21 protein-coding genes are annotated in these 24,495 nt (G+C 72.4%); 12 read left to right on the forward strand and 9 right to left on the reverse strand.

Annotation, left to right across the window (positions count from 1 at the left end; genetic code table 11):
• Positions 1–107 precede the first annotated feature (107 nt).
• On the forward strand, positions 108–830 hold the full coding sequence (locus tag ABS735_RS29775) for a PepSY domain-containing protein (protein WP_373902367.1): 723 nt from the start codon (positions 108–110) through the stop codon (positions 828–830).
• On the opposite strand, the gene ABS735_RS29780 is transcribed toward ABS735_RS29775, so the two are convergent.
• From ABS735_RS29780 to ABS735_RS29790, 3 genes are all read right to left on the reverse strand, one after another.
• Positions 757–2,058 carry an MFS transporter gene (locus ABS735_RS29780; RefSeq protein WP_373902368.1) on the reverse strand — a complete coding sequence of 434 codons (1,302 nt, stop codon included), beginning with the start codon at positions 2,056–2,058 and terminating at the stop codon, positions 757–759. The genes ABS735_RS29775 and ABS735_RS29780 overlap by 74 nt on opposite strands.
• Before the next feature lie 172 nt (positions 2,059–2,230).
• Positions 2,231–3,187: a methylmalonyl Co-A mutase-associated GTPase MeaB gene (gene meaB / locus ABS735_RS29785; RefSeq protein ID WP_373902369.1), complete on the reverse strand. Its 957-nt coding sequence runs from the start codon at positions 3,185–3,187 to the stop codon at positions 2,231–2,233.
• Positions 3,188–3,233: 46 nt separating this feature from the next.
• Positions 3,234–4,448, reverse strand: a complete 1,215-nt coding sequence (locus ABS735_RS29790) for an acetyl-CoA C-acetyltransferase (RefSeq protein WP_373902370.1) — start codon at positions 4,446–4,448, stop codon at positions 3,234–3,236.
• Positions 4,449–4,597: 149 nt separating this feature from the next.
• Between ABS735_RS29790 and mce the strand changes: the two genes are divergently transcribed.
• The 7 genes from mce (at position 4,598) to ABS735_RS29825 (ending at position 14,568) form a co-directional block, all read left to right on the forward strand.
• A complete protein-coding gene (mce, locus tag ABS735_RS29795; RefSeq protein ID WP_102932132.1) occupies positions 4,598–5,038 on the forward strand; it encodes a methylmalonyl-CoA epimerase in 441 nt (146 codons plus the stop codon).
• Between the two features lie 233 nt (positions 5,039–5,271).
• The gene (gene scy, locus ABS735_RS29800) at positions 5,272–9,252 is read left to right on the forward strand and encodes a polarized growth protein Scy (RefSeq protein WP_373902371.1); all 3,981 of its coding nucleotides are present in this window, start codon (positions 5,272–5,274) and stop codon (positions 9,250–9,252) included.
• A gap of 207 nt (positions 9,253–9,459) precedes the next feature.
• On the forward strand, positions 9,460–10,392 hold the full coding sequence (locus tag ABS735_RS29805) for a coiled-coil domain-containing protein (RefSeq protein WP_373902372.1): 933 nt from the start codon (positions 9,460–9,462) through the stop codon (positions 10,390–10,392).
• Between the two features lie 123 nt (positions 10,393–10,515).
• A complete protein-coding gene (locus tag ABS735_RS29810; protein WP_373902373.1) occupies positions 10,516–11,505 on the forward strand; it encodes an ABC transporter ATP-binding protein in 990 nt (329 codons plus the stop codon).
• Between the two features lie 2 nt (positions 11,506–11,507).
• The gene (locus ABS735_RS29815; RefSeq protein WP_373902374.1) at positions 11,508–12,278 is read left to right on the forward strand and encodes an ABC transporter permease; all 771 of its coding nucleotides are present in this window, start codon (positions 11,508–11,510) and stop codon (positions 12,276–12,278) included.
• A gap of 134 nt (positions 12,279–12,412) precedes the next feature.
• Entirely contained in the window at positions 12,413–13,702 is a 1,290-nt protein-coding gene (locus ABS735_RS29820; protein WP_373902375.1) for an ABC transporter ATP-binding protein, read from the forward strand.
• Complete coding sequence (locus ABS735_RS29825) at positions 13,699–14,568, forward strand: ABC transporter permease (RefSeq protein ID WP_373902376.1); 870 nt, start codon at positions 13,699–13,701, stop codon at positions 14,566–14,568. Before ABS735_RS29820 ends, ABS735_RS29825 begins: the two co-directional genes overlap by 4 nt.
• Positions 14,569–14,576: 8 nt before the next feature.
• On the opposite strand, the gene ABS735_RS29830 is transcribed toward ABS735_RS29825, so the two are convergent.
• A complete protein-coding gene (locus tag ABS735_RS29830) occupies positions 14,577–14,909 on the reverse strand; it encodes an ATP/GTP-binding protein (RefSeq protein WP_373902377.1) in 333 nt (110 codons plus the stop codon).
• Positions 14,910–15,164: 255 nt separating this feature from the next.
• Here ABS735_RS29830 and ABS735_RS29835 point away from each other — a divergent pair, with 255 nt between their 5' ends.
• Positions 15,165–16,193: an LLM class flavin-dependent oxidoreductase gene (locus tag ABS735_RS29835; protein ID WP_373902378.1), complete on the forward strand. Its 1,029-nt coding sequence runs from the start codon at positions 15,165–15,167 to the stop codon at positions 16,191–16,193.
• An 82-nt stretch (positions 16,194–16,275) separates the two neighbouring features.
• Here ABS735_RS29835 and ABS735_RS29840 read toward each other — a convergent pair whose 3' ends face one another.
• Positions 16,276–16,668: an SCO5389 family protein gene (locus ABS735_RS29840; RefSeq protein WP_003973607.1), complete on the reverse strand. Its 393-nt coding sequence runs from the start codon at positions 16,666–16,668 to the stop codon at positions 16,276–16,278.
• Between the two features lie 290 nt (positions 16,669–16,958).
• Here ABS735_RS29840 and nucS point away from each other — a divergent pair, with 290 nt between their 5' ends.
• The gene (gene nucS / locus ABS735_RS29845) at positions 16,959–17,630 is read left to right on the forward strand and encodes an endonuclease NucS (protein WP_373902379.1); all 672 of its coding nucleotides are present in this window, start codon (positions 16,959–16,961) and stop codon (positions 17,628–17,630) included.
• Positions 17,631–17,715: 85 nt separating this feature from the next.
• Here nucS and ABS735_RS29850 read toward each other — a convergent pair whose 3' ends face one another.
• From ABS735_RS29850 to ABS735_RS29865, 4 genes are all read right to left on the reverse strand, one after another.
• Positions 17,716–20,364, reverse strand: a complete 2,649-nt coding sequence (locus tag ABS735_RS29850) for an ATP-binding protein (RefSeq protein WP_373902380.1) — start codon at positions 20,362–20,364, stop codon at positions 17,716–17,718.
• 358 nt (positions 20,365–20,722) lie between these two features.
• Complete coding sequence (locus tag ABS735_RS29855; RefSeq protein WP_003973611.1) at positions 20,723–21,046, reverse strand: STAS domain-containing protein; 324 nt, start codon at positions 21,044–21,046, stop codon at positions 20,723–20,725.
• A gap of 183 nt (positions 21,047–21,229) precedes the next feature.
• Positions 21,230–22,078, reverse strand: a complete 849-nt coding sequence (locus ABS735_RS29860; RefSeq protein ID WP_052840654.1) for a 3-hydroxyacyl-CoA dehydrogenase family protein — start codon at positions 22,076–22,078, stop codon at positions 21,230–21,232.
• Between the two features lie 136 nt (positions 22,079–22,214).
• Positions 22,215–22,856, reverse strand: a complete 642-nt coding sequence (locus ABS735_RS29865; protein ID WP_373902381.1) for a TetR/AcrR family transcriptional regulator — start codon at positions 22,854–22,856, stop codon at positions 22,215–22,217.
• 80 nt (positions 22,857–22,936) lie between these two features.
• Here ABS735_RS29865 and ABS735_RS29870 point away from each other — a divergent pair, with 80 nt between their 5' ends.
• Together ABS735_RS29870 and ABS735_RS29875 are read left to right on the forward strand one after the other, a co-directional pair.
• The gene (locus ABS735_RS29870; protein WP_373902382.1) at positions 22,937–23,719 is read left to right on the forward strand and encodes an ABC transporter ATP-binding protein; all 783 of its coding nucleotides are present in this window, start codon (positions 22,937–22,939) and stop codon (positions 23,717–23,719) included.
• An 18-nt stretch (positions 23,720–23,737) separates the two neighbouring features.
• Positions 23,738–24,487, forward strand: a complete 750-nt coding sequence (locus ABS735_RS29875; protein ID WP_373902383.1) for an ABC transporter permease — start codon at positions 23,738–23,740, stop codon at positions 24,485–24,487.
• Positions 24,488–24,495: the final 8 nt, after the last annotated feature.

Consider the following 24,495-nt stretch of genomic DNA (forward strand, 5'->3'; position numbering starts at 1 on the left):
GCGAGCTGAAGATCGCTTCAGGCTGCTTCAGCTTGGCCTCAGCGTCGGTCCGCGACAGTGAAGTCACCGAAAAACGCTGGACTCTGGACGACTCGGAGGAAACCTACATGAAGCGCAACATCGTGATCGCCGCCGTCACCGCCGCCGCACTGGCCGGAGGCGGTACGGCGACGGCTCTGGCGACGACGGGGAACGACGACCGGGGCGCCGCGCCCCGCGCGGACGTGAGCGCGTCGGAGGTCACCGTCCCGGACGACGGCGGCGCACGGGACGACGCCGACGACCGCGACGAGGACGCGGCCCGCGCCGCCTCCGCGAAGGTGACGGCGGCCGACGCCATCGCCTCCGCGCTCGCGGACACCCCGGGCACCGCCGTCTCCGCCGAACTGGACGACGAGGACGACGACGCGGACGACGACGCGGACGACCGCCGCGAGCGTACGGCCTGGGAGGTCGACGTCCTCTCCGGCGAGGGCACCTGGCACACCGTCCGGGTCGACCCGGCCACCGGCAAGGTCATCGGCTCGGAGAGGGACGACGACGAGGACGACACCGCCGAAGTGCGGGCGGCCTTGAAGGGCACCTCGGTCGACGCCACCGAGGCCGCGAAGGCGGCGGCCGGCCATGGGACCGTCACCTCGGTCGAGCTGGACGAGGACGGCCACTACGGCGACGGCAAGCCCGCCTGGGAGGTCGAGACGCGCGCCTCCGGCAAGGGCGAGCAGGACTGGCGGGTCGACCCGAGGACCGGCAAGGTCACGGCCGACCGCTCGCACGACTCGCACGACTCGCACGACTCTCGCGACTCGGACGACTCCGACGACGACTGATCAGCCCCGCCCGCCGGGCGGCACCACCGCGGCGGTACCCCGGCACCAGTGCCGCCGCCGCGGCGACCGCGCCGGACACCGCGAAGCACACCGGCAGGGGCAGCCGTTCCACCAGCAGTCCCACGGCGGCGGCCCCGGCGGAACTCCCCGCGTTCACGGCGGTGTTGCACCAGGTGCCCGCCCGGACCCGGAAGCCGGGCGCCGCGCTCTCGTCGGCGATCAGGTACGCCGTGGTCAGGGCCGGGGCCACGAACAGGCCGGCGCACATGACGGCCGGGATCAGCGTGCCGAGGCCGGGCGTGAGGCCCGCGGCGACGAGGCAGAGACCGAGACCGGCCGCGAAGAACGGGAGCCTGGCGCGGGTGGGCGAGCTCCAGGCGACGGCGCCGTTGACGAGACCGCCGACCGCGCTGCCCACCGACAGCGCCGCGAGCGCCCAGGCGACGGCGCCGTCCCCGAGGTCGCGTTCCCCCGCGTAGGCGACGACGAGGAGGTCGACGGCGCTCACCGAGACGCCGACGCCCGCCGCGACGACGACGGGCTGCAGCAGGGCCCGGACCTGTCCGCCGGTGCCGCCCCCGGGTGCGGGGCCGGCCTTCTTCTCCCGCCCCGCCGGACGCAGCGCGGCGGCCGTCGGGGACGTGACGAAGGCGAGGGTGCCGACCGCCACCAGCACCGCGCTGAGCAGGACGCCGACGGCGGGTGGGGCGACGGCGACGACGCCGCCGACCAGGAGCGGGCCGGAGACGAAGAGCAGTTCCTCGGCGACGCCGTCCAGGCTGTAGGCGCGCTGCAACAGCTGTCGGTCCGGGAGCAGTTCGGCCCACACCGCGCGCATCGTGGGGCCGAGCGGGGGCGTGCAGGTGCCCGCGAACGCGGCGGTCACCGCGAGGACGGCCTCGGGCGTGCCCGGACGCCGGCAGGCCGCCGCCAGCACGCAGAGCAGGGCGGCGTACAGCAGGGCCATGGGCAGCAGGGCCTGGCGCGGACCGTGCCGGTCGACGAGGGAGGCGCGGTAGGGGGACAGGAAGACGCTCGTCGCGCCGAAGAGCGCCATGACCAGGCCGGCCACGGCGTACGACCCGGTGGACCGGGTCAGGGAGAGCATCAGGGCGAGGGAGACCGTGCCGTACGACAGCCGCCCGACGAGGGCGGCCGCGAACGTGCGGCGGGCATGGGGGACGCGGAGCACGGCGGCATACGAGGGCCGTGGAGATGGCGTGGACACGCGAAAGTTCCTCAGCGGAAGGCGACAAGGGGACGCCGAAGCGCGCGACGGCCGGATGCGGCGGTCGCGTGCGGGGCGGGCCCTATGCCAAGAGGAGGAACATACGGGTCAAGCTACCAGCGCGGCCCTGCGGCCGCGCCGGGTTTTTCCGGCCCGGCCGGGCGGGCCGGCGTCAGCCGGTCGTCAGCCCCGCCACCAGCTCGTCCGCCGCGCGGTAGGGGTCCAGTTCGCCGGCGACGATGCGTTCCGCCAGGGCGCCGAGGCGGCGGTCGCCGTGGAGGTCGCCGATGCGTTCGCGCAGGGTGGTGACGGCGATGGTCTCGACCTCGCGGGCGGCGCGGGCGCGGCGGCGTTCGGTGAGGACGTCCCGTTCCTCCATCCACGCGCGGTGCTTCTCCAGCGCTTCGACGACCTCGTCGACGCCCTCGCCGCGCGCGGCGACCGTCTTGACGATGGGCGGGCGCCAGTCGCCGGCGGCGCGGGCCTCGCCGAGGCCCAGCATGTGGTTCAGCTCGCGGGCGGTGGCGTCGGCTCCGTCGCGGTCGGCCTTGTTGACGACGTAGACGTCGCCGATCTCCAGGATTCCGGCCTTGGCGGCCTGGATGCCGTCGCCCATGCCGGGGGCGAGGAGGACGACGGAGGTGTCGGCCTGGGAGGCGATCTCGACCTCCGACTGCCCGACGCCCACCGTCTCGACGAGGATCACGTCGCAGCCGGCCGCGTCCAGGACGCGGATCGCCTGCGGAGCGGCCCAGGCGAGACCGCCGAGGTGGCCGCGGGTCGCCATCGAGCGGATGTAGACGCCCGGGTCGGAGGCGTGCTCCGACATCCGCACGCGGTCGCCGAGCAGCGCGCCGCCGGAGAAGGGGGAGGACGGGTCGACGGCGAGGACGCCGACCCGCTTGCCCTGCTTGCGGTACGCCGTCACCAGCGCCGAGGTGGACGTCGACTTGCCGACGCCCGGTGAGCCGGTCAGACCCACCACATAGGCCCCGCCGGTCAGCGGCGCGAGCGCCTCCATGACCTCCCTGAGCTGCGGGGACGCCCCCTCCACCAGGGAGATCAGCCGGGCCACGGCCCGCGGCCGGCCTTCTCTGGCCTGGGCCACCAGTGAGGAGACGTCCTGCATCACAGCTCCGTTCAGCTCCGCTCGGTGAGATGTCGTAACTCTGGGGTCAGGCCCCGGGTACCCGCACGATCAGCGCGTCGCCCTGGCCGCCGCCGCCGCACAGTGCCGCCGCGCCGACCCCGCCGCCGCGCCGCTTCAGTTCCAGCGCCAGGTGCAGCACCAGCCGGGCGCCGGACATGCCGATCGGGTGACCCAGGGCGATGGCGCCGCCGTTGACGTTCACCTTTTCGGTGGATACGCCGAGGTCCTTCATTGACTGGACGGCGACCGCCGCGAACGCCTCGTTGATCTCGATGAGATCGAGGTCGCCGACCTCCAGGCCCTCCTTCTTCAGGGCGTGCTGGATGGCGTTCGACGGCTGCGACTGCAAAGAGTTGTCCGGACCTGCGACGTTGCCGTGCGCGCCGATCTCCGCGATCCACTCCAGGCCCAGCTCCTCGGCCTTCGCCCTGCTCATGACGACCACGGCCGCCGCGCCGTCGGAGATCTGCGAGGAGGAGCCCGCGGTGATCGTGCCGTCCTTGGCGAAGGCCGGGCGCAGTTTGGCCAGCGACTCGGTGGTGGTGTCGCCGCGGATGCCCTCGTCCTTGCTGAACAGCACCGGGTCGCCCTTGCGCTGCGGGATCTCGACCGGGGTGATCTCGGCGTCGAAGATGCCGTTCTTCTGGGCGGCCGCGGCGCGCTGGTGGGACAGGGCGGCGATCTCGTCCTGCGCGGGGCGGGCGATGCCGAGCCGGGTGTTGTGCTTCTCCGTGGACTCGCCCATGGCGACGTTCTCGAAGGAGTCGGTCAGACCGTCGTACGCCATGGCGTCGATCATCTCGATCGCGCCGTACTTGTAGCCCTCGCGGGACTTGGGCAGCAGGTGCGGGGCGTTGGTCATGGACTCCTGGCCGCCGGCGACGACCACGTCGAATTCACCCGCGCGAATGAGCTGGTCGGCGAGTGCGACGGCGTCGAGGCCGGAGAGGCAGACCTTGTTGATCGTGAGCGCCGGGACGTTCATCGGGATGCCGGCCTTGACGGCGGCCTGGCGGGCCGGAATCTGCCCCGCGCCGGCCTGGAGCACCTGCCCCATGATCACGTACTGGACCTGGTCGCCGCCGATCCCCGCGCGGTCGAGGGCGGCCTTGATCGCGAAGCCGCCGAGGTCGGCCCCGGAGAAGGACTTCAGGGAGCCGAGCAGCCGCCCCATCGGGGTGCGCGCACCCGCGACGATGACGGACGTCGTGCCGTTCGTACCAGAAGCTGCAGAAGTCATGGGCTGCGATCCCCTTTTCCGGCCCGCACAGGCCGCGGAGTGAACGAGGGTTTACTCGAATGTACTGAGCGGTATGCCGCTCGTCACCCGGCGGTCGGTGTGATCGCGCGCACGTTGCGTAACCACCTCCGGAGCGCTGCACTGAATCCATGCTGACGCGAATCGACCACATCGGAATCGCCTGCCACGACCTCGACACGACCGTCGAGTTCTACCGTGCCACTTACGGCTTCGAGGTGTTCCACACCGAGGTCAACGAGGAGCAGGGTGTCCGGGAGGCCATGCTCAAGATCAACGAGACCTCGGACGGCGGTGCCTCGTACCTCCAGCTCCTCGAACCGACCCGCGAGGACTCCGCGGTCGGCAAGTGGCTGGCGAAGAACGGCGAGGGCGTCCACCACATCGCGTTCGGCACGGCGGACGTGGACGCGGACGCCGCGGACATCCGAGGGAAGGGCGTACGCGTTCTGTACGACGAGCCCCGGCGCGGTTCGATGGGATCGCGGATCACCTTCCTGCACCCCAAGGACTGCCATGGCGTACTGACAGAACTGGTCACTTCGGCGGCCGTTGAGTCACCTGAGCACTGACCCTCGTACATAGGGGCCGGTAGGGTTGGGTGCGGTCGCCGCTCAGTCCAGGGTGACCCGGTCCTGTCGTCGGCGACGACGGGACCGCCGGGGTCGTGTTTCGGGGGGTCGGCGACGGGGCAGCAGAACATGCTCCGTCGTTGATCTGACACCATTCCCCGGGGGCACCGTCCGGCGGACGGACGGAGCTCGTTCGGGAAGATTTGCGACCAGGGGACGGATGGGACCGCGCAGTGCGGGGCTACGAGAGCCAGGAGCGAGAGCCGGCGGCTGACGTCGACCACCTCTCTCGGTTCGAGGCCGAGATGAAGCGGCTGAAGACCGAGCGGGAAAAGGCGATCCAGCACGCCGAGGACCTCGGCTACCAGGTCGAGGTGCTGCGCGCCAAGCTGCACGAGGCGCGGCGCACCATCATGTCCCGGCCCGCCTTCGACGGCGGCGACATCGGGTACCAGGCCGAGCAGCTGCTGCGCAACGCGCAGACGCAGGCCGACCAGCTGCGCGCCGACGCGGAGCGGGAGCTGAGCCAGGCGCGGGCGCAGACCCAGCGCATCCTCCAGGAGCACGCCGAGCAGGCCGCCCGGCTCCAGGCGGAGCTGCACCAGGAGGCGGTGACCCGCCGCCAGCAGCTCGACCAGGAGCTGGCCGAGCGCCGGCAGACCGTCGAGTCGCACGTCAACGAGAACGTGGCCTGGGCGGAGCAGCTGCGCGCCCGCACCGAGCAGCAGGCCCGCCGGCTGCTCGACGAGTCCCGCGCGGAGGCCGAACAGGCCATGAGCGCGGCCCGCGCGGAGGCGGAGCGGCTGACCGCCGAGGCCCGCCAGCGGCTGCGGAGCGACGCGGAGAGCGCGCGCGCCGAGGCCGAGCAGATCCTGCGCCGGGCCCGTACCGACGCCGAGCGGCTGCTGAACGCCGCCTCCACGCAGGCGCAGGAGGCCACCGACCACGCCGAGCAGCTGCGCAGCTCCACCGCCACCGAGTCGGAGTCCGCCCGCCGCGAGGCCCAGGAGCTGAGCCGGGCCGCCGAGCAGCGCATGTCCGAGGCCGAGGAGGCGCTGCGCAAGGCGCAGGCCCAGGCCGAGAAGGTCGTCACCGAGGCCGAGGAGGCCGCGGCCAAGGCACTGTCGAGCGCCGAGGCGACCAACGAGCAGCGCACGCGTACCGCCAAGGAGCAGGTCGCCCGGCTGGTCGGCGAGGCCACCAAGGACGCCGAGAACACCAGGTCCGAGGCCGAGCAGGTGGTCGCGGACGCCCGCGCCGAGGCCGAGCGGATCGTCGCCGAGGCCGCCGAGAAGGCCCGCACGATCACGGCCGAGGAGTCGGCCACCCAGCTGTCCAAGGCGGCCAAGACGGCCGAGGACGTGCTGAACAAGGCGTCGGAGGACGCCAAGCGCACCACGAAGGCCGCCACCGAGGAGGCCGAGCGGATCCGCACCGAGGCCGAGGCCGAGGCGGACCGGCTGCGCGGCGAGGCGCACGACATCGCCGAGGAGCTCAAGGGCGCGGCGAAGGACGACACCAAGGAGTACCGCGCCAAGACGGTCGAGCTGCAGGAGGAGGCGCGCCGGCTGCGCGGCGAGGCCGAGCAGCTGCGGGCCGACGCGGTCGAAGAGGGCGAGAAGATCCGTGCCGAGGCCCGCAAGGAGGCCGTGGCGCAGATCGAGGAGGCGGCGAAGACCGCCGAGGAGCTGCTCGCCAAGGCCAAGGCGGACGCGGACGAGCTGCGGCAGACGGCGACCGCGGACAGCGAGAAGGTCCGCACCGAGGCCATCGAGCGGGCGACGACCCTGCGCCGGCAGGCCGAGGAGACCCTGGAGCGCACCCGCGCGGAGGCCGAGCGGCACCGTGCGGAGGCCGCCGAGCGCGTGGAGGAGCTCCAGGCGGAGGCCGAGCGGGCCGCCCGTGAGCTGCGCGAGGAGACCGAGCGCGCCGTCGAGGCCCGGCAGGCGGAGGCCGCCGAGGAACTGACGCGGCTGCACACCGAGGCCGAGGAGCGCCGCACCGCCGCCGAGGAGGCGCTGTCCGAGGCCCGCGAGGAGGGCGAGCGGATCCGCCGCGAGGCCGCGGAGGAGAGCGAGCGGCTGCGCACGGAGGCCGCCGAGCGGATCCGTACGCTCCAGCAGCAGGCCGAGACGGAGGCGGAGCGGCTGCGCACCGAGGCCGCCGCGGACGCGTCCGCCTCCCGCGCGGAGGGCGAGGCCGTCGCCGTACGGCTGCGCTCGGAGGCGTCGAACGAGGCGGAGCGGCTGAAGTCGGAGGCGCAGGAGAGCGCCGACCGGGTGCGGGCGGAGGCGCAGAGTGCCGCCGAGCGCATCGCCGCGGAGGCGTCGGAGGCGCTGGCCGCCGCCCAGGAGGAGGCCGCACGGCGCCGCCGCGAGGCGGAGGAGCTGCTCGGTTCCGCCCGGCAGGAGGCCGACCAGGAGCGCAAGCAGGCCCGCGAGCAGAGCGAGGAGCTGCTGGCCTCGGCACGCAACCGGGTGGAGGAGGCCCAGGCCGAGGCGGTCCGGCTGGTCGAGGAGGCCGACCGGCGCGCCACCGAGATGGTGTCGGCCGCCGAGCAGCACGCCGCGCAGGTACGGGAGTCGGTCGCCGGGCTGCACGAGCAGGCCCAGGAGGAGATCGCCGGGCTGCGCAGCGCCGCGGAGCACGCCGCCGAGCGCACCCGGCACGAGGCCGAGGAGGAGGCGGACCGGGTCCGCGCCGACGCCTACGCGGAGCGGGAGCGGGCGAGCGAGGACGCCGGGCGCCTGCGGCGCGAGGCGCAGGAGGAGACGGAAGCCGCCAAGACGCTGGCCGAGCGGACCGTGTCCGAGGCCATCACGGAGGCCGAACGGATCCGCGCGGACGTCTCCGAGCACGCCCAGCGGGTGCGCACGGAGGCCTCCGACGCCATCGCCGAGGCCGAGCAGTCGGCGTCGCGCACCCGGGCGGACGCCCGCGAGGACGCCAACCGCATCCGGTCCGACGCGGCGACGCAGGCGGACACCTTGATCACCGAGGCGCGTTCCGAGGCGGAGCGGCTCACCACCGAGACGGCGGCCGAGACCGACCGGCTCCGGACGGAGACCCTCGCCGAGGCGGAGCGCGTCACCACGGAGGCGGCGAGCGAGGCCGAGCGGGTACGGACCGAGGCGGCCGCCGAGGCGGAGCGGCTGCGCGCCGAGACGACCGCCGAGGCCGAGCGGGTCCGCGCCGAGGCGGGCGCCCGGGCCGAGCAGCTGGTCTCGGACGCCACCGGGGAGGCGGAGCGGCTGCGCGCCGAGGCCGCCGACACGGTCGGCTCCGCCCAGCAGCACGCGGAGCGGATCCGCACCGAGGCCGAGCGGGTGCGGACCGAGGCGGCGGCGGAGGCGGAGCGGGTCACCACGGCCGCCCGCGAGGAGGCCGAGCGCACCCTCGACGAGGCCCGCAAGGCCGCCAACAAGCGGCGCTCGGAGGCGGCCGAGCAGGTCGACACGCTCATCACGGAGACCACGGCGGAGGCCGACAAGCTGCTCTCCGAGGCGCAGAAGCAGGCCCAGAAGACCACCGCGGACGCCGAGTCGCAGGCCGACACGATGGTCGGCGCGGCCCGCACGGAGGCCGACCGGATCGTCTCGGAGGCGACCGTCGAGGGCAACACCCGGGTGGAGAAGGCCCGCACGGACGCGGACGAGCTGCTGGTCGGCGCCCGCCGGGACGCGACCGCCATAAGGGAGCGCGCGGAGGAGCTGCGCGAGCGGCTCACCTCCGAGATCGAGGAACTGCACGAGCGGGCCCGCCGCGAGGCCGCCGAGACGATGAAGTCGGCCGGCGACCGCTGCGACGCGCTCATCAAGGCCGCCGAGGAGCAGCTCGCCAAGGCGGAGGCGAAGGCCAAGGAGCTGGTGTCGGAGGCCAACTCCGAGGCCGGCAAGGTGCGCATCGCCGCCGTCAAGAAGGCCGAGGGGCTGCTCAAGGAGGCCGAGCAGAAGAAGGCCACCCTGGTCCGTGAGGCCGAGGAGCTGAAGGCCGAGGCCGTCCAGGAGGCGCGGCGCACGGTCGACGAGGGCAAGCGCGAGCTGGAGGTGCTGGTCCGGCGCCGCGAGGACATCAACGCGGAGATCTCCCGGGTGCAGGACGTGCTGGAGGCGCTGGAGTCGTTCGAGGCGCCCGGGGGCGCGAAGGACAACGGGGTGAAGGCCGGAGCGACGGTGGGCGCCCCACGTTCGGGTGGCAAGTCGTCAGACGGCTAGCATCCGGGGCGGATTCGGTGTCTGCTGGACATCTTTGGCCGAGTCCCGACGGAAGCCTTGACCAGAACTTTGGCAAGCCATCCGCGGGTCAGCCACTCAAAAGAGGTGTCATTCTCCGTATCAAACGTGCATCCGCTCGATGACACACCGCATTGGCGCCTAGGATTCCCTCTATCACCTCACCCGGTCTCTTTCGACAGGAACCCCATGAGCGACACTTCCCCCTACGGCTTCGAGCTTGTGCGGCGTGGGTACGACCGCGCTCAGGTGGACGAACGTATCTCCAAGCTCGTCTCCGACCGTGACAGCGCTCTGTCCCGCATCACCGCTCTGGAAAAGCGCATCGAGGAGCTCCACCTCGAGACCCAGAACGCCCAGGCCCAGGTCAACGACGCCGAGCCGTCGTACGCCGGTCTCGGTGCCCGGGTCGAGAAGATCCTGCGGCTCGCCGAGGAAGAGGCGAAGGACCTGCGCGAGGAGGCCCGGCGCGCGGCCGAGCAGCACCGCGAGCTGGCCGAGTCGGCGGCCCAGCAGGTGCGCAACGACGCGGAGTCGTACGCCGCGGAGCGCAAGGCCAAGGCCGAGGACGAGGGCGTCCGGATCGTCGAGAAGGCCAAGGGCGACGCCTCCCAGCTGCGCTCCGAGGCGCAGAAGGACGCGCAGTCCAAGCGCGACGAGGCCGACGCCCTGTTCGAGGAGACCCGCGCCAAGGCCGCGCAGGCCGCCGCCGACTTCGAGACGAACCTCGCCAAGCGCCGCGAGCAGTCCGAGCGGGACCTGGCCTCCCGTCAGGCCAAGGCCGAGAAGCGGCTCGCGGAGATCGAGCACCGCGCGGAGCAGCTGCGCCTGGAGGCGGAGAAGCTGCGCACGGACGCCGAGCGCCGGGCCCGCCAGACCGTGGAGACGGCGCAGCGCCAGTCCGAGGACATCGTGGCCGACGCCAACGCGAAGGCGGACCGGATCCGTTCGGAGTCGGAGCGCGAGCTGGCGGCCCTCACCAACCGCCGCGACTCCATCAACGCGCAGCTGACCAACGTGCGCGAGATGCTGGCGTCCCTCACGGGCGCCGCGGTGGCCGCCGCTCCGGCGGTCGAGGACGAGTCGGTCTCCCGCGGGGTGCCGGCCCAGCAGTCCCGCTGACACGCTCCGGCCGGCTCGTTCGGCCGACGCGGGGGCGTACGCCTGCTGAATACGTACGGACAAGGACGAGGCCTTCTGCCACTGGGGTGGCAGCGGGCCTCGTCCCGTTCTAGCGTGGGCGCCATGATCGAGCTCGAGGGGCTGACCAAGCGGTACGGCGAGAAGGTGGCGGTCAACAATCTCTCCTTCACCGTCAGACCCGGCATCATCACGGGCTTCCTCGGCCCCAACGGCGCGGGCAAGTCGACGACCATGCGGATGGTGTTGGGACTTGACCGGCCGACCGCCGGGGACGTGCGGATCGACGGCAAGCACTACGAGCAGCTGAAGGACCCGCTGACGTACATCGGCGCGCTCCTGGAGGCCAAGGCCTGGCACGGTGGGCGCAGCGCCTACAACCACCTGCTGTGCCTCGCGCAGAGCAACGGCATCCCGGCGAGCCGGGTGCGCGAGGTCCTGGACACGGTCGGGCTGTCGGCGGTCGCCAAGAAGAAGACCAAGGGCTTCTCCCTCGGCATGGGGCAGCGGCTCGGCATCGCCGGCGCGCTCCTCGGCGACCCTCGGATCCTGATGTTCGACGAGCCGGTCAACGGGCTCGACTCCGAGGGCATCCACTGGATCCGCAATCTGATGAAGACGCTGGCCTCCCAGGGCCGTACGGTCTTCGTCTCCTCCCATCTGATGAGCGAGATGGCGCTGACCGCCGACCACCTGGTGGTCATCGGACAGGGCAGGCTGCTGGCGGACACCTCGATGGCCCAGTTCATCGCGGAGAACTCGCGCAGTTACGTCCGGATCCGCACCCCGCAGCGCGAGCAGCTGCTCGACGCGCTGCACGGCTCCGGGGCCACGGTCGTCGAGGCGGGCGACGGGGTCCTGGAGGTGGACGGCGACAAGTCCGAGGCCGTCGGCGAGCTGGCGGCGCGGCACCGGATCGTGCTGCACGAGCTGAGCCCGCAGCGCGCCTCGCTGGAGGAGGCGTTCATGCAGCTGACCGCGGAATCCGTGGAGTACCACGCGCACGACGGGCAGCCGCCCGGCGCGGTGCCGCAGCAACAGCCACCGGGGCAGCCTCCGCAGCAGCCGTGGGGCAGCGACTGGAAGAGGGGTTGAGCATGGCGGCGACACAGGTCGTCCGGTCCGAGTGGACCAAGATCCGGTCGGTCGCGTCCACGGTGTGGACGCTGGGCCTCGCCGTGGTCGTCACCATCGCCCTCGGCATGCTGATCTCGGCGCTGTCGAAGAACGAGTTCGGCGACATGAGCCGGCAGGACCAGCTCTCCTTCGATCCGACCTTCATCAGCTTCGCCGGCACGAGCCTCGGCCAGCTGGCGATGATCGTGTTCGGGGTGCTGGTCGTGGCCAACGAGTACAGCACCGGCATGATCCGCACCTCGCTGGCCGCCGTGCCCAAGCGCGGCGCCTTCCTGTTCAGCAAGATCGCAGTGGCCACCGCCCTCGCGCTGGTCGTGGCCATGGTCACCAGTTTCGCCACGTTCTTCCTCGGTCAGGCGATGCTCGGCGACCTCAAGGCGTCGATCGGCGACCCGGGCGTGCTGCGTGCCGTGTTCGGCGGCGGCCTCTACATGACCCTCATCGCGATGTTCTCGATGGGCGTCGCCGCGATGCTGCGCTCGCCGATGCTTTCGCTGGGCATCCTGATGCCGTTCTTCTTCCTGATCTCCAACATCCTGGGCAACGTCCCGGCGACGGAGAAGGTCGGCCGGTTCCTGCCCGACCAGGCCGGCAGCAAGATCATGCAGGTGGTCACGCCGATCGACGACGACGTCCCGTACGGGCCGTGGGGAGGCCTCGGGATCATGGCACTGTGGGTGATCGCGGCGCTCGTCGGCGGGTACGCGGTGCTGAAGAAGCGGGACGCCTGACCCCCTCCGTCCGGCCTTCGTACGGCGTCGGATTTTGCCCGGGCTTGAACGGAACCGTCAGCGCGTGGATATCCTCCTAACCCTTACGGGGGCGTGTGCCCTGCTGTCCCTGAACCTTCCGATGGGTGCGGAGCATGATCGAGGCTGTCGGCCTGACCAAGCGATACGGCGACAAGACCGCTGTGTACAACCTCTCCTTCCAGGTGCGGCCCGGTGCCGTCACCGGCTTCCTCGGGCCCAACGGCTCGGGCAAGTCGACGACGATGCGGATGATCCTGGGTCTGGACAACCCCACGGCGGGGCACGTGACGATCGGCGGCCACCCGTACCGCAAGCTGCCGAACGCCGCGCGCCACGTCGGGGCGCTGCTGGACGCCAAGGCGGTGCACGGCGGCCGGGCCGCCCGCAACCACCTGCTGAGCCTCGCCCAGCTGTCCGGCATCCCGGCCCGGCGGGTGGACGAGGTGCTCGGCGTGGTGGGCCTCCAGGACGTGGCCAAGCGGCGCTCCAAGGGCTTCTCCCTCGGCATGGGCCAGCGGCTCGGCATCGCCGCCGCGCTGCTCGGCGACCCCCAGGTGCTGCTCTTCGACGAGCCGGTCAACGGCCTCGACCCGGAGGGCATCCACTGGGTGCGCAACCTGATGAAGGCGCTCGCGGCGGAGGGCCGCACCGTCTTCGTCTCCTCGCACCTGATGAGCGAGATGGCGCTGACCGCCGATCACCTGATCGTCATCGGGCGCGGCCAGCTGCTCGCCGACATGAGCGTGACGGACTTCATCTCGGCCAACTCCGCCGACTTCGCGCGCGTGCGGACGCCGGACACCGAGCCGCAGCTGCGCGAGAAGCTGACCTCGGCGCTGACCGAGGCGGGCGGCCACGTGCTGCCCGAGCAGGACGGCGCGCTGCGCGTGACCGGCCTCGCCCTCCCCCGGATCAGCGACATCGCGCACGAGGGCGACGTACGGCTGTGGGAGCTCTCGCCGCACCAGGCCTCGCTGGAGGAGGCGTACATGCGGATGACGCAGGGCGCTGTGGACTACCGGTCGACCGCCGACCAGAAGGCCGGCCTCCAGCAGCCCCTGCCGCCCGGCGCGCAGCCGCCGATGCCGGTGCCGGGACAGGGCCAGCCCGGGTGGTACGCCCCGCCGCCGCCCCAGCAGGGCGGTCAGCCCTTCGCCCCGCCGCAGGGCGCACCGGGCCAGGCCCCGGCGGGCCCGTACGGCACCCCGGCGGCGCCCGGCGCGGTGCCGGGCGGTCAGCCGGCCAACCCGTACGCGGCACAGCAGGTGCCGCAGGCACCCCGGACCCCGCCGGCCCCGCAGACGCCCCAGCCGCCCGCCGCGGCCCCCGCACCCCCCGCTGCCGCCCCGGCGCCCGCCTCCGCGCCCGTCACCGACCCGACCAAGCCCGAGGACGCCCGATGAGCACCCCCCAGCCCCCGACGCAGCAGGCCGCGCCCGACTGGCACGCGGCGCCCGGTTCGCCGTACCCGACCTACACGTCGCCGATCCCGGTGGTGCGGACCACGCTCGTGCACGCGGTGGCCTCCGAGTGGACGAAGATCAAGTCGGTGCGCTCGACGATGTGGACGCTGGGCGTGTTCGTCCTGCTGGTCGTCGGCATCGGGCTGCTGACCGGCGCGATCGTGGCGAACTCGTCCTCGGACCTGGCCGGTGAGAGCGCGCTGAGCCTCGGCTTCTTCGGCCTGCTGCTCGGCAGCATGTGCGTGATCACGCTCGGCGTGCTGACCACTGCGTCCGAGTACGGCACGGGCATGATCCGCACGACGATGACCGCCTGCCCCAGCCGCGGCCGGGTGCTGGCGGCGAAGGCGATCGTGTTCTTCCTGGTCGCCTTCGTGGTGACCCTGGTGTCCGCGACGCTGATCGGGCTGGCCCACGTGGCCATGCTGGAGGGCAACGGCGCCAAGGACCCCACCGGCGCGGAGTGGCTGAAGGGCACCGTCGGCGTCTCGCTCTATATCGCGCTGCTCGGGCTGCTCTCGCTGGCCGTGGGCTCGATCATCCGTCACTCGGCGGGCGCCATCACCATCATGATCGGCGTCCTGCTCGCGCCGCTGGTGATCGCGCTGTTCATGTTCTCGGACTCGCTCAAGGACCTGCAGCAGGCGCTGTTCGAGTACTCGATCCCGAACCAGATGAGCATCTTCTACGCCAACTCGCTCTCCGAGTCGGGGCCCTCGGGCTGGGACCCGCTGTGGATCGTGCTCGGCGTGACGGCGGCCGCGTTCGCCGCCGCCTTCGCCCTGCTGGAGAAGCGGGACGTGTAAACCGGTCTTCAGAACCTCGGCGCGTTACGGGACCGCTGCACCCGCGTGGTGCGGCGGTCCTTCGCGTTCCAGCACGCCTTGTGCCAGTGCCGGCGGTCGTCGACGCCCGAGTGCGCCGGCCAGGCCACCACGTGCGGCACACCGTCCGGAATGAGCTGGTCGCACCCCGGGCAGCGGTACGACTTCCCCTGCGCGCTCGCGCCCGCCACGTGCCGTACGCTCCACTCCTCGCCGTGCCAGCTCTCCGAGGACTGCCAGCCGCCGTAACGGCCGGAGCCGTCCTCCTCGGCGCTCCGGCCGGACGAACCGGCTCCCTTGGGTCGGTTGCGACGCGGGGACACAGGACACCTCACGGAGCTATACAGGAAGCAGGGCGGCGTCCAGCCTACGCGGCACGGACACGGGTACGCGTACGCCCGTCGAGCGCCGCAACTCCTCCGCGCGGGGTTCCGTCCGGGCCCGAGCCGACGTCCCACAACGGCCGATTCTGCAGACAATCCGCAAATCCCTCCGTCCGGCCGTGTCCTCGGCACGTGTCAGGCGGTTATGCCCTGTGGGGGAGCTCCGTGTCGGGGCCGAGGAAGCAGGAAAAGGCAATGCGCGTAGGAAGTTTCGTGTTGGGGGCCCAGTTCCCGGGCCAGGGCCAGGGTGAAGCGCTGCACCGCGCGGTCCGCTCGGCCGAGGTCGCCGAGGAGGCCGGGCTCGACACGGTCTGGCTGGCCGAACACCACTTCGTGCCGTACGGCACGTGTCCGTCGGCCGTGACCCTGGCCGCGCTGCTGCTGGGCCGCACCCGGCGCCTGAGGGTCGGCACCGCGGTCAGTGTGCTGCCCACCGTCCACCCCGTGGCGCTCGGCGAGCAGGCCGCGCTGCTGCACGTCACGAGCGGCGGCCGTTTCTCGCTGGGCGTGGGCCGCGGCGGACCGTGGGTGGACCTGGAGGTGTTCGGCGCGGGTCTGGAGGCGTACGAGAAGGGTTTTCCGGAGTCGCTCGATCTGCTGCTGCGCTGGCTGCGCGAACCGTCCGTCGGCGCCTTTGGGGACCGCTTCCGGTTCCGCGAGGTGCCCGTCGTGCCGCGGCCCTCGGAGTCCCTCTCGGAGGAGCCGGGCCCGGAGGTCGTCGTGGCCTGCACGTCGCCGTCGAGCGTGCGCATGGCGGCCGAGCGGGGGCTGCCGATGCTCCTCGGGATGCACGTCGGCGACGAGGAGAAGGCCGAGATGGTGGCGTTGTGGCGCCGCCACGCCCGCGCCGCCGGGCGGACGGCCGCGGAGATCCACGGCGCGGCTCATGTCTCGGCCGGCGTCTGCCAGATCGCGGACCGGCGCACGGACGCGACGGAGACCCTGCTCAAGGCGATGCCGGGCTGGCTGCGGCAGGGTCTTGGCGCCCATGTCACGGTGGACGGCAGGGAGCGGCGGATGCGCGACCCGCACGCGTACACCGAACTGCTCTGCGGGCTGCACCCGGTGGGCACACCCCGGCTGTGCGCGGACCGGCTCGCGGCGACCGGCGAGCGGACCGGCATCTCCCGCTTCGCCCTGCTCGTCGAGGGCTCGGGAGACCTGGCGGCGACCGAGGAGAACGTACGGCGGCTCGGGGCCGAGGTACTCCCCCAGCTCCGCTGAGCCGGCGGGCGGGGAGCTTGCCGCTCCGGTACATCACTGCACCTCCCGCGTACGGAGCGGCAAGCGGGCGCTCTAGAGGCCGTCAGCAGTCGCGCAGTTCGGGCGACTGGTTCAGCAACTGGCTGCGCACCGAGGTGAACTTGGTCAGTGTCTCGTCGACGGAGGAGTCCAACGGGAACACTGCCACCCGGTGGCAGTTCTGGAAGGCCAGCCGCACCCCGAAGTGCCGCTGCAGTGCACCGCGTATGGCGTCACTCGCGAGCGCACGCAGGAGCTGACCGCGCGCCTGCTCGTCCGGCGGGGGCGTCTGGTTGTCGGCGAAGGCTCCGCCGTCGACCTTCAGCTGTGCCACCAGGGAGCTGACCATCTCCCATGCGTAGGGCAGGGAGGTCCGGACGCAGTCGACGAAGTCTGCTTCGTCGACCTCGCCTCGCTCGGCCTGTTCGAGTAGGGCCGGTGAGACGTCGAGCGACATGGGTTCTCCTCTCGCACCCCCGACCAGCAGGGGTTGCCGGACAGTTAAGGGAGTGCGCGATTCCGAACACGCTGCGTACACAGTTCGCGACCTCCCGTTCAATACCGTAAGCAACCGATCGTGACCGCACCAGGAGAATGCCCAGATGGACACCATCCGGTAGGCCGACAATCGGCCAGTGCGCAAGACGGGGCCAATGGGAGAAGTGGGACAGCGTGCGGGGGTGCCGCGAGATGCTCGGGCACGGGCGAATCGCGTCGGGCCGGGCGCGTCGAGTAGCGTTGCCGACCATGCGTCTCGTCATTGCCCGCTGCTCCGTCGACTACGCCGGACGGCTCACCGCCCACCTGCCCTCGGCCCCCCGGCTGATCCTGGTCAAGGCGGACGGCAGCGTCTCGATCCACGCCGACGACCGGGCCTACAAGCCCCTCAACTGGATGTCGCCGCCCTGCACGCTGAAGGAGGGCACGGGCGAGGAGGAGGGCGTCTGGACCGTCGTCAACAAGGCGGGCGAGAAGCTCATCATCACGATGGAGGAGGTTCTCCACGACTCCTCGCACGAACTGGGCGTCGATCCCGGCCTGATCAAGGACGGCGTGGAAGCACACCTTCAGGAGCTGCTCGCCGACCGCATCGACACCCTGGGCGAGGGTTACACCCTCATCCGCCGCGAGTACATGACCGCCATCGGCCCCGTCGACATCCTGTGCCGGGACGCCCAGGGCGGGACCGTCGCGGTCGAGATCAAGCGACGCGGCGAGATCGACGGCGTGGAGCAGCTCACGCGCTACCTGGAGCTGCTGAACCGCGATCCGCACCTCGCCCCGGTGCGCGGCGTCTTCGCCGCCCAGGAGATCAAGCCGCAGGCCCGCGTGCTGGCCACGGACCGCGGCATCGGCTGCCAGGTGCTGGACTACGACGCCCTGCGGGGCATCGAGGACGACAAGCTGCGGCTGTTCTGAGGGAGCGTCACTTACGACGTGGGGAGGGCCGGGTCCGACACGTGGACCCGGCCCTCCTCCGTACGTCGTTACCCACCCGGCGGGGTCAGATGATCTGACCGGTCGTCGGGTCCGAGTCGTTGGGCGTGCCGGTACCGGTGCCGGTGCTGCTCTGCGAGGCGGTGGGTGGGTCCACCGGAGAGCTCGCGGCGGTGGGACTGGCGGTGTCGCCGGCACTGTTGGAGACGGGCGGAGGCGTGGTCGGCGTCTCCGGGTCGCTCGGAGAGGTGCCGGGATCCGTGGGCTCCTCGGTGCCGGGGTCGGTCTCCGTTCCGGAGCCGGTCGGCGAAGGTGAAGACGGCGGGTCGGACGGCTTGTTCGAGGTGGGCGGCTTCGAGGACGAGGACGGGTCGTCCGGCGAGCCGGGGTCGTCCGGGCTCTCGTCGCCGTCACCGGGGTCGCTGCTGCCCGTACTGCTCGGCTCCTGCGAAGGCTCGCCCGACTCCGTCGGTGTCGGGTCGTCCGAGGTGCCGGGGGTGCCGTCCGGGCCCGAGTCGGCCGGGCCGCCGGGCGTCTCCTGGCCCTGGCCGTCGTCGGAGGGCCGGTCCGCGTCCAGGCTGCCGTCGTCGATGCCCTGGCTCGCCGACGGGGTGCCGCCGACCTCGTTGGAGGGATCGCCCGCGTCGTTCTCGGAGGTGGCCCCGAGGGTCACCACCGTGCCGAGCACGGCGACGAGCAGTGCGCCCGCTCCGGCGGCCACCAGGTTGCGCCGGGCGAAGCCCTTGATGCCGCCGGCGACGGTGCGGGACGGCTCCTCGTCGGGCTGGCGGCGGGTGACGAGGGTCGGGGACTGCGGAGGCGGCTGGAGCGGCGGGAAGGGCGCGGGGACGCCCGCGGACGGCGACGCCGACTCCTCGTTGCGGGCGTCGGGCACCTCCTCCCCCACGGTCGGGCCGAGCCCGGCGCCGACGACGCCGAATCCGGCGGCGGCACCCGGTACGCCGAACGCGCCCGCGCCGCTGCCCATGCCCGGGGTGTCCCCGGTGCGGTCGGCGACCAGCGCGAGGGCGCGGCGGCCCGCCACGGCGCCGCGCTTGTCGGAGAGCGCGCCGCGCAGCCCGATGGAGGCCTCCAGCTCGGCGCGCGCCCGGTCCAGCTGGTCCTCGCACAGCGCGAGGACGCCGAGCTCGTGGTGGAAGTAGGCCTGTTCGGCGACGTCCCCGGCGAGCCGGGAGGCCTCGGTGCCGGAGCGCAGCGCCCGTTGCCAGGCGCTCCAGTGCAGTCCGGCGGCGAACGCGGGCGCCGCGGTGCGGGCCAGCTGGACGGCCGGGCTGTCCTCGTCCTCGGCGGTCGGTGTCGTCGCGGGCACCAGGACGGCGAGGGCGGCCAGTACGGCGTCGGCCTCCGCGCAGACCCGTTCCGGGGTGACCGAGGGGTGCCCGGCCCACCAGGCGTAGTGCTGGGCGGCGGCCCGCGCCCTCTCCCGCATGTCGTCGGTGTACCCGGCGCTCTCCAGCTGGGTGAGCACCCCGGCGGCCAGCCGGTAGCGGGAGCCGACCGGGGAGACCAGTCCGCAGTCGGTCAGCTCGCCGAGGGCGGCGTCCGCGTGGGTGTCGCCGACCAGGGCGGGCAGGTGCGCCTGGTGCGGCACCTCGCCGCCGAGCGCGACGGCGAACTCCAGGGTGGCGCGGGCGGAGGCGCTCAGCCGGGAGGCGAGCAGCGGCGCGGGCGCGGCGGCCTCGCCGAGGGACGGCAGGGGTACGTCGTCGGCCTCGGTGGCGTCGTAGGGGGTGTCGTCGGCCGGGCGGGTGTCGGCGAAGACGCCGAACTCGTCGACGGCGTCGGCGCCGGCCCGTTCCCGGTCCCGGCGGCGCAGCAGGGCTCCAGCCTGGACGAAGCGCAGCGGCAGGCCCTCGGACTCGAACCAGAGGTCGCCGGCCCAGTTGGCCTCCTCCTCGGTGAGGGAACGCCCGGCGGCGCGCTCCAGCAGTTCCACGCCGTCCGAGCGGTCCAGGCCGGTGAGGAAGACCTCCTCGACGGCCGAGTCGGCGGAGGGTGCGGGCACGTCCGGGGTGGCGCCGATCAGGAAGGCGCACTCGGGGGTGGCGTCGAGGAGTTCGTCGAGGGCGGTGCCGCCGAACTCGACGTCGTCCAGGACGACGACCGCGCCCACCTCGCGGAGGTGGGCGAGGAGTTCCGTCCGGTCCGGGCGGTGCAGGGGCGCGCGGTGGACGGCGTGGAAGAGGTCGTGGAGCAGGTCGTCGGCGGTGCGGTGGTGGCCGCTGAGCCGGACGACGCCGTCGGGCGCGAGGCCCGCGCAGTCCTCGGCCACGACGTCGAGGAGGCTGGTGCGGCCGGAGCCGGCGGGGCCGGTGAGGCGGACGGAACGGCCGCGGGCCAGCAGCCGCACCAGGCGTTCGCGTTCGTCCTCGCGGGCCAGCAGGCCCAGGACCGTGCGGACCGGTCCCGGTGGGACGGGCGGCCGGGCGGCGCGCTCCGCCTCGGCGCGTTCGGCCGCGGTGCGCTTCTCGGGCCGGGCGGGCCGGTCCGTGGGCGGGCAGACCTCGATCTCGCTGCCGTCGACGGGGTTGACGGTGAGCAGGAAGTCGCCGGACACCACCCGCACGGTGCGGGCGAGCGCGGGCGCGTGCTGCCCGAAGTCGGAGGTGAGGGGATCCCTGGGCGGGCGCGGGCGCGGCGCCTGGTGGTCGCCGTCTTGGCCGTACTCCTCAGGGCCCCGGTTGTTCGGGTCCATTGGTTCAAGCCCCCCAAAAGCGTCGTGTGCAGGGCCCCGGTCGGGACCACCCTCCCGGCCTTGCCGCACACCGCGCTGTCGCTTCTGGTCCGGGCCCGCCGGTGGGTCGCAGTTGGGCGGGCAGCCAGACCCTAAACCTTCGCTCAGTATCTCCGACAGTCCGGGGTGCCGGACCGTCCGAGAGGTCACGGTCTCGTGAGGATTGCGTGTGTCGGGCGTGTGGCGGGTGTGTGGTGGATGTCTGCCGGAAGGTTTCACCGCTCGGCGCCCGGAACCCCGGCACCTCGCTCGGACCTCACCGGACACCGGACCGCACCGGAACGCACCGGGCCACGCCGCTCGGCACCGGTCGGTCGCCTCACACCCGGGGGAGGGTCTCCACGCCGATGCCGCCCTCGATGGCGAGGATCCGGTGCAGCCGGGTGGCCACCAGCAGGCGCTGCATCTGCGGCGGCACGCCGCGCAGCACCAGGCGCCGGCCGCAGCGGCCGGCCCGCCGGTGGGCTCCCATGATCACGCCGAGTCCGGTGGCGTCCCAGGAGTCCAGCTCTGACAGGTCGAGCACCAGGTCGCCGACTCCGTCGTCGACGGCCGAGTGCAGGACCGTACGGGCGTCCGCCGCGCTGCGGACGTCGAGGCGGCCCCCGACGACCAGCTCGACGTGGTCGCCCCTGATGTGCATATGCGCTCCCCGGCGTGCGTCTTCTCTTCGTCGTCCGTGCGTAGTCGTCTGTGCGTGGTGATCTCTCGGCGATATCAGGTGTTGCACCCTCTGACTGGCCGGAACGACCGGAGGTTGCCGCCTGTAAGCGAACCGATACCGAATTCACCCCGGCGTGTGACGTTTGCCGGGGCTGATGTGACCTCAGTGCTTGTAGAAGCCCTGCCCGCTCTTGCGGCCGATGTCACCGGCGTCCACCATCCGGCGCATCAGCTCCGGCGGGGCGAACTTCTCGTCCTGCGACTCGGTGTAGATGTTGCCCGTGGCGTGCAGCAGGATGTCGACGCCCGTCAGGTCGGCGGTGGCCAGCGGTCCCATGGCGTGACCGAAGCCGAGCTTGCAGGCGAGGTCGATGTCCTCGGCGGTGGCGACGCCCGACTCGTACAGCTTCGCGGCCTCGACGACGAGGGCGGAGATGAGACGGGTCGTCACGAAGCCCGCGACGTCGCGGTTGACGACGATGCAGGTCTTGCCGGTGGACTCGGCGAACTCCCGCGCGGTGGCGAGGGTTTCGTCGCTGGTCTTGTAGCCGCGCACCAGCTCGCACAGCTGCATCATCGGGACCGGCGAGAAGAAGTGGGTGCCGACGACCCGCTCGGGGCGCTCCGTCACGGCCGCGATCTTGGTGATCGGGATGGCGGAGGTGTTGGACGCGAGGATCGCCCCGTCCTTCACCAGCTTGTCCAGGGTACGGAAGATCTCGTGCTTGACTTCCAACTTCTCGAAGACGGCCTCGACGACGACATCCGCGTCGGCGGCGGCGTCCAGGTCGGTGGTCGCGGTGATGCGCCCGAGCGCGGCCTCGGCGTCGTCGGCGGTGAGCTTCCCCTTGGCGACGAACTTGTCGTAGGAGGCCCTGATGCCGTCGGTGCCGCGCCGCAGCGCCTCGTCGGTGACGTCGCGCAGGACGACGTCCCAGCCCGCCTGCGCGGAGACCTGGGCGATGCCGGATCCCATGAGACCGGCTCCGATGACGGCGAGCTTCCGTGCCACTGTGCGACTCCCCTGATACGCGCTGATTCTCGTCTCTCGGCCGGAGATTAGCGGGCGTGAGGCGCTGTGTGACCGGTTAGTAACGCGCGTCACGTCTCAAATGACGGACGTCACACCGAGGGGCGTCATTCGGGTGTCACCGATCGCCTCGTACGGCGTAGTTGAGCACCTTCTCGCTCAACAGGTCCTCCATCTCGTCCAGCAGCAGGAGCACGTCGCGGGAGACCTCGGCGGGCTTTCCGCCGGCGACCATGCGGTGGCCGATCTCCACCATCACGGTGCCGTGCAGCCAGTTGATCTGACCGGCCATCAGGCCGGGCAGCGGGTCCTCGGCCGGGGCGCCGGTCTCCTCCCTGAGGGTCCGCTCCAGGTTGACGAGGACCTCCTGGCCGATGGCCCACATCCGGGACCGCAGGGCCGGGGACTCGTGCACGACCTTCATGAACCCGGCATATCCGTCCATCAGGCCGACGCGCGGCGAGACCGACTCGACCTCGTCGCGCAGCTCCCGCAGAACGGCGCCCGCGGCGGACTCCCCGTCGCGCCGCCCGCGCACCCAGCGCGACAGCCGGTCGATCACACCCTTGGAGCGGTCGAGGAACAGGTCCTCCTTGGCCGGGAAGTAGTTGTAGACGGTGTTGACGGAGACGTTCGCGGCGTCCGCGACCTCCGCCACCGTCACGGCCTCGAAGCCGCGCTCCAGGAACAGCCCCGTGGCGACATCCGAGATGTACTGCCGGGTCTGCCGCTTCTTCCGTTCCCTGAGTCCCTCGGCCATGTCCGCATCCTAGCTTCGCTGGGGCTGCTGGAAACTTGGGGCCGTTGCAAAATTTAAGTGACTCTGTTTTTCTGGAACGCATGGCAATCATCAGTACGGCCGGGCTGGCCCGTACCTTCACGACCAAGCGCGGTCCGGTCGAGGCGGTGCGCGGTATCGACCTCACCGTCCGCGAGGGCGAGATCCTGGGTTTCCTGGGCCCCAACGGCGCCGGCAAGACCACCACCCTGCGGATGCTCACGACCCTGCTCGCCCCCACCGGCGGCGCGGCCACCGTCGCCGGGCACGACCTGGCGACGGACCCGGCCGGGGTGCGCGCGGTGTGCGGGTACGTGGCGCAGTCGGGCGGGGTGGACCCGCAGATCACGGCGCGGGAGGAGCTGGTCACCCAGGGCCGCCTGTACCGGCTGACCAGGGCGCGGGCCGCCGAGCGCGCCGACGAGCTGGCCGGCGACCTGGGCCTCACCGAGCTGCTCGACCGCAAGTGCGGTGCGCTCTCCGGCGGGCAGCGTCGGCGGCTGGACATCGCGATGGCGCTCACGCACCGCCCGAAGGTGCTCTTCCTGGACGAGCCGACGACCGGCCTGGACCCGGGCAGCCGCGCCGACCTGTGGGACCTGGTCCGGCGGCTGCGCGACGAGCACGGCACCACGGTCTTCCTGACCACCCACTACCTGGACGAGGCCGACGCCCTCTCCGACCGCCTGGTGGTCGTGGACGGCGGTGTGGTGGTCGCCGAGGGCACTCCCGCCGCCCTGAAGCTCGAGTACGGCGGCTCGCCGGACGCCTCCTTGCAGGACACCTTCCTGGCCGTCACCGGCCGCAGCGCCGCTCCGGCCGACGCCACCCCCGTAGCCGTCTAGCACCCCCTGGGAAACCCGATGCTGCTCCACGACACCGGCCTCGTCTACGGCCGCTATCTGCGCCAGTCCCTGCGCTCCCGCTTCGCGCTGCTGTTCGGGGTGCTGATGCCGCTGCTGTACCTGCTCTTCTTCGGTCCGCTGCTGACCGACCTGCCGCTCGGCGGGCAGGGCAGCTCCTGGCAGGTGCTGGTCCCCGGTCTGCTGCTGCAACTCGGCCTGTTCGGGGCCTCCTTCGCGGGCTTCTCGATCATCATCGAGAACGGCCAGGGCGTGGTCGAGCGCATGCGCGTCACGCCCGTCAGCCGCCTGGCGCTGCTGCTGGGGCGGGTACTGCGGGACGCCACCGTCTTCGCCTTCCAGGCGGTACTGCTGGTCCTGGCGGCGCTGCTGATGGGCCTGCGCGCGCCGCTGCCCGGCGTGCTGATCGGCTTCGCGTTCGTCGCCCTGCTCACGGTCTCGCTGGCCTCGCTGTCGTACGCGCTGGCGATGAAGGTCCGTACGCCGCAGGAGTTCGGGCCCACGATCAACGCCCTCACCATGCCGTCGATGCTGCTGTCCGGCCTGATGCTCCCGATGACGCTGGGGCCGGGGTGGCTGGACGTGCTCTCGCACCTGATGCCGTTCCGCTATCTGGTGGACGCCGTGCGGGACGCGTACGTCGGCTCCTACGCGACGGCGCACATGCTGTACGGCACGCTGGTCGCCCTCGCCTTCACCGCGCTGGCCGTGACGGTGGGCACACGCGTGTTCCGTACCGCCGGGGCGTAACTACGCTG

Source organism: Streptomyces sp. MMCC 100, assembly GCF_041538145.2.
In the GTDB taxonomy this organism is placed as follows: domain Bacteria; phylum Actinomycetota; class Actinomycetes; order Streptomycetales; family Streptomycetaceae; genus Streptomyces.

Excerpts from the sequence above, each read along its gene's own strand:
- ABS735_RS29805 (WP_373902372.1), top strand. The coding sequence starts at position 9,460 with ATGAGCGACACTTCCCCCTACGGCTTCGAGCTTGTGCGGCGTGGGTAC.
- ABS735_RS29835 (WP_373902378.1), top strand. The coding sequence starts at position 15,165 with ATGCGCGTAGGAAGTTTCGTGTTGGGGGCCCAGTTCCCGGGCCAGGGC.
- ABS735_RS29855 (WP_003973611.1), bottom strand. The coding sequence starts at position 21,046 with ATGCACATCAGGGGCGACCACGTCGAGCTGGTCGTCGGGGGCCGCCTC.
- nucS (WP_373902379.1), top strand. The coding sequence starts at position 16,959 with ATGCGTCTCGTCATTGCCCGCTGCTCCGTCGACTACGCCGGACGGCTC.
- ABS735_RS29875 (WP_373902383.1), top strand. The coding sequence starts at position 23,738 with ATGCTGCTCCACGACACCGGCCTCGTCTACGGCCGCTATCTGCGCCAG.
- mce (WP_102932132.1), top strand. The coding sequence starts at position 4,598 with ATGCTGACGCGAATCGACCACATCGGAATCGCCTGCCACGACCTCGAC.
- ABS735_RS29790 (WP_373902370.1), bottom strand. The coding sequence starts at position 4,448 with ATGACTTCTGCAGCTTCTGGTACGAACGGCACGACGTCCGTCATCGTC.
- ABS735_RS29775 (WP_373902367.1), top strand. The coding sequence starts at position 108 with ATGAAGCGCAACATCGTGATCGCCGCCGTCACCGCCGCCGCACTGGCC.
- ABS735_RS29870 (WP_373902382.1), top strand. The coding sequence starts at position 22,937 with ATGGCAATCATCAGTACGGCCGGGCTGGCCCGTACCTTCACGACCAAG.
- meaB (WP_373902369.1), bottom strand. The coding sequence starts at position 3,187 with ATGCAGGACGTCTCCTCACTGGTGGCCCAGGCCAGAGAAGGCCGGCCG.
- ABS735_RS29810 (WP_373902373.1), top strand. The coding sequence starts at position 10,516 with ATGATCGAGCTCGAGGGGCTGACCAAGCGGTACGGCGAGAAGGTGGCG.
- ABS735_RS29850 (WP_373902380.1), bottom strand. The coding sequence starts at position 20,364 with ATGGACCCGAACAACCGGGGCCCTGAGGAGTACGGCCAAGACGGCGAC.
- ABS735_RS29865 (WP_373902381.1), bottom strand. The coding sequence starts at position 22,856 with ATGGCCGAGGGACTCAGGGAACGGAAGAAGCGGCAGACCCGGCAGTAC.
- ABS735_RS29825 (WP_373902376.1), top strand. The coding sequence starts at position 13,699 with ATGAGCACCCCCCAGCCCCCGACGCAGCAGGCCGCGCCCGACTGGCAC.
- ABS735_RS29820 (WP_373902375.1), top strand. The coding sequence starts at position 12,413 with ATGATCGAGGCTGTCGGCCTGACCAAGCGATACGGCGACAAGACCGCT.
- ABS735_RS29840 (WP_003973607.1), bottom strand. The coding sequence starts at position 16,668 with ATGTCGCTCGACGTCTCACCGGCCCTACTCGAACAGGCCGAGCGAGGC.
- ABS735_RS29815 (WP_373902374.1), top strand. The coding sequence starts at position 11,508 with ATGGCGGCGACACAGGTCGTCCGGTCCGAGTGGACCAAGATCCGGTCG.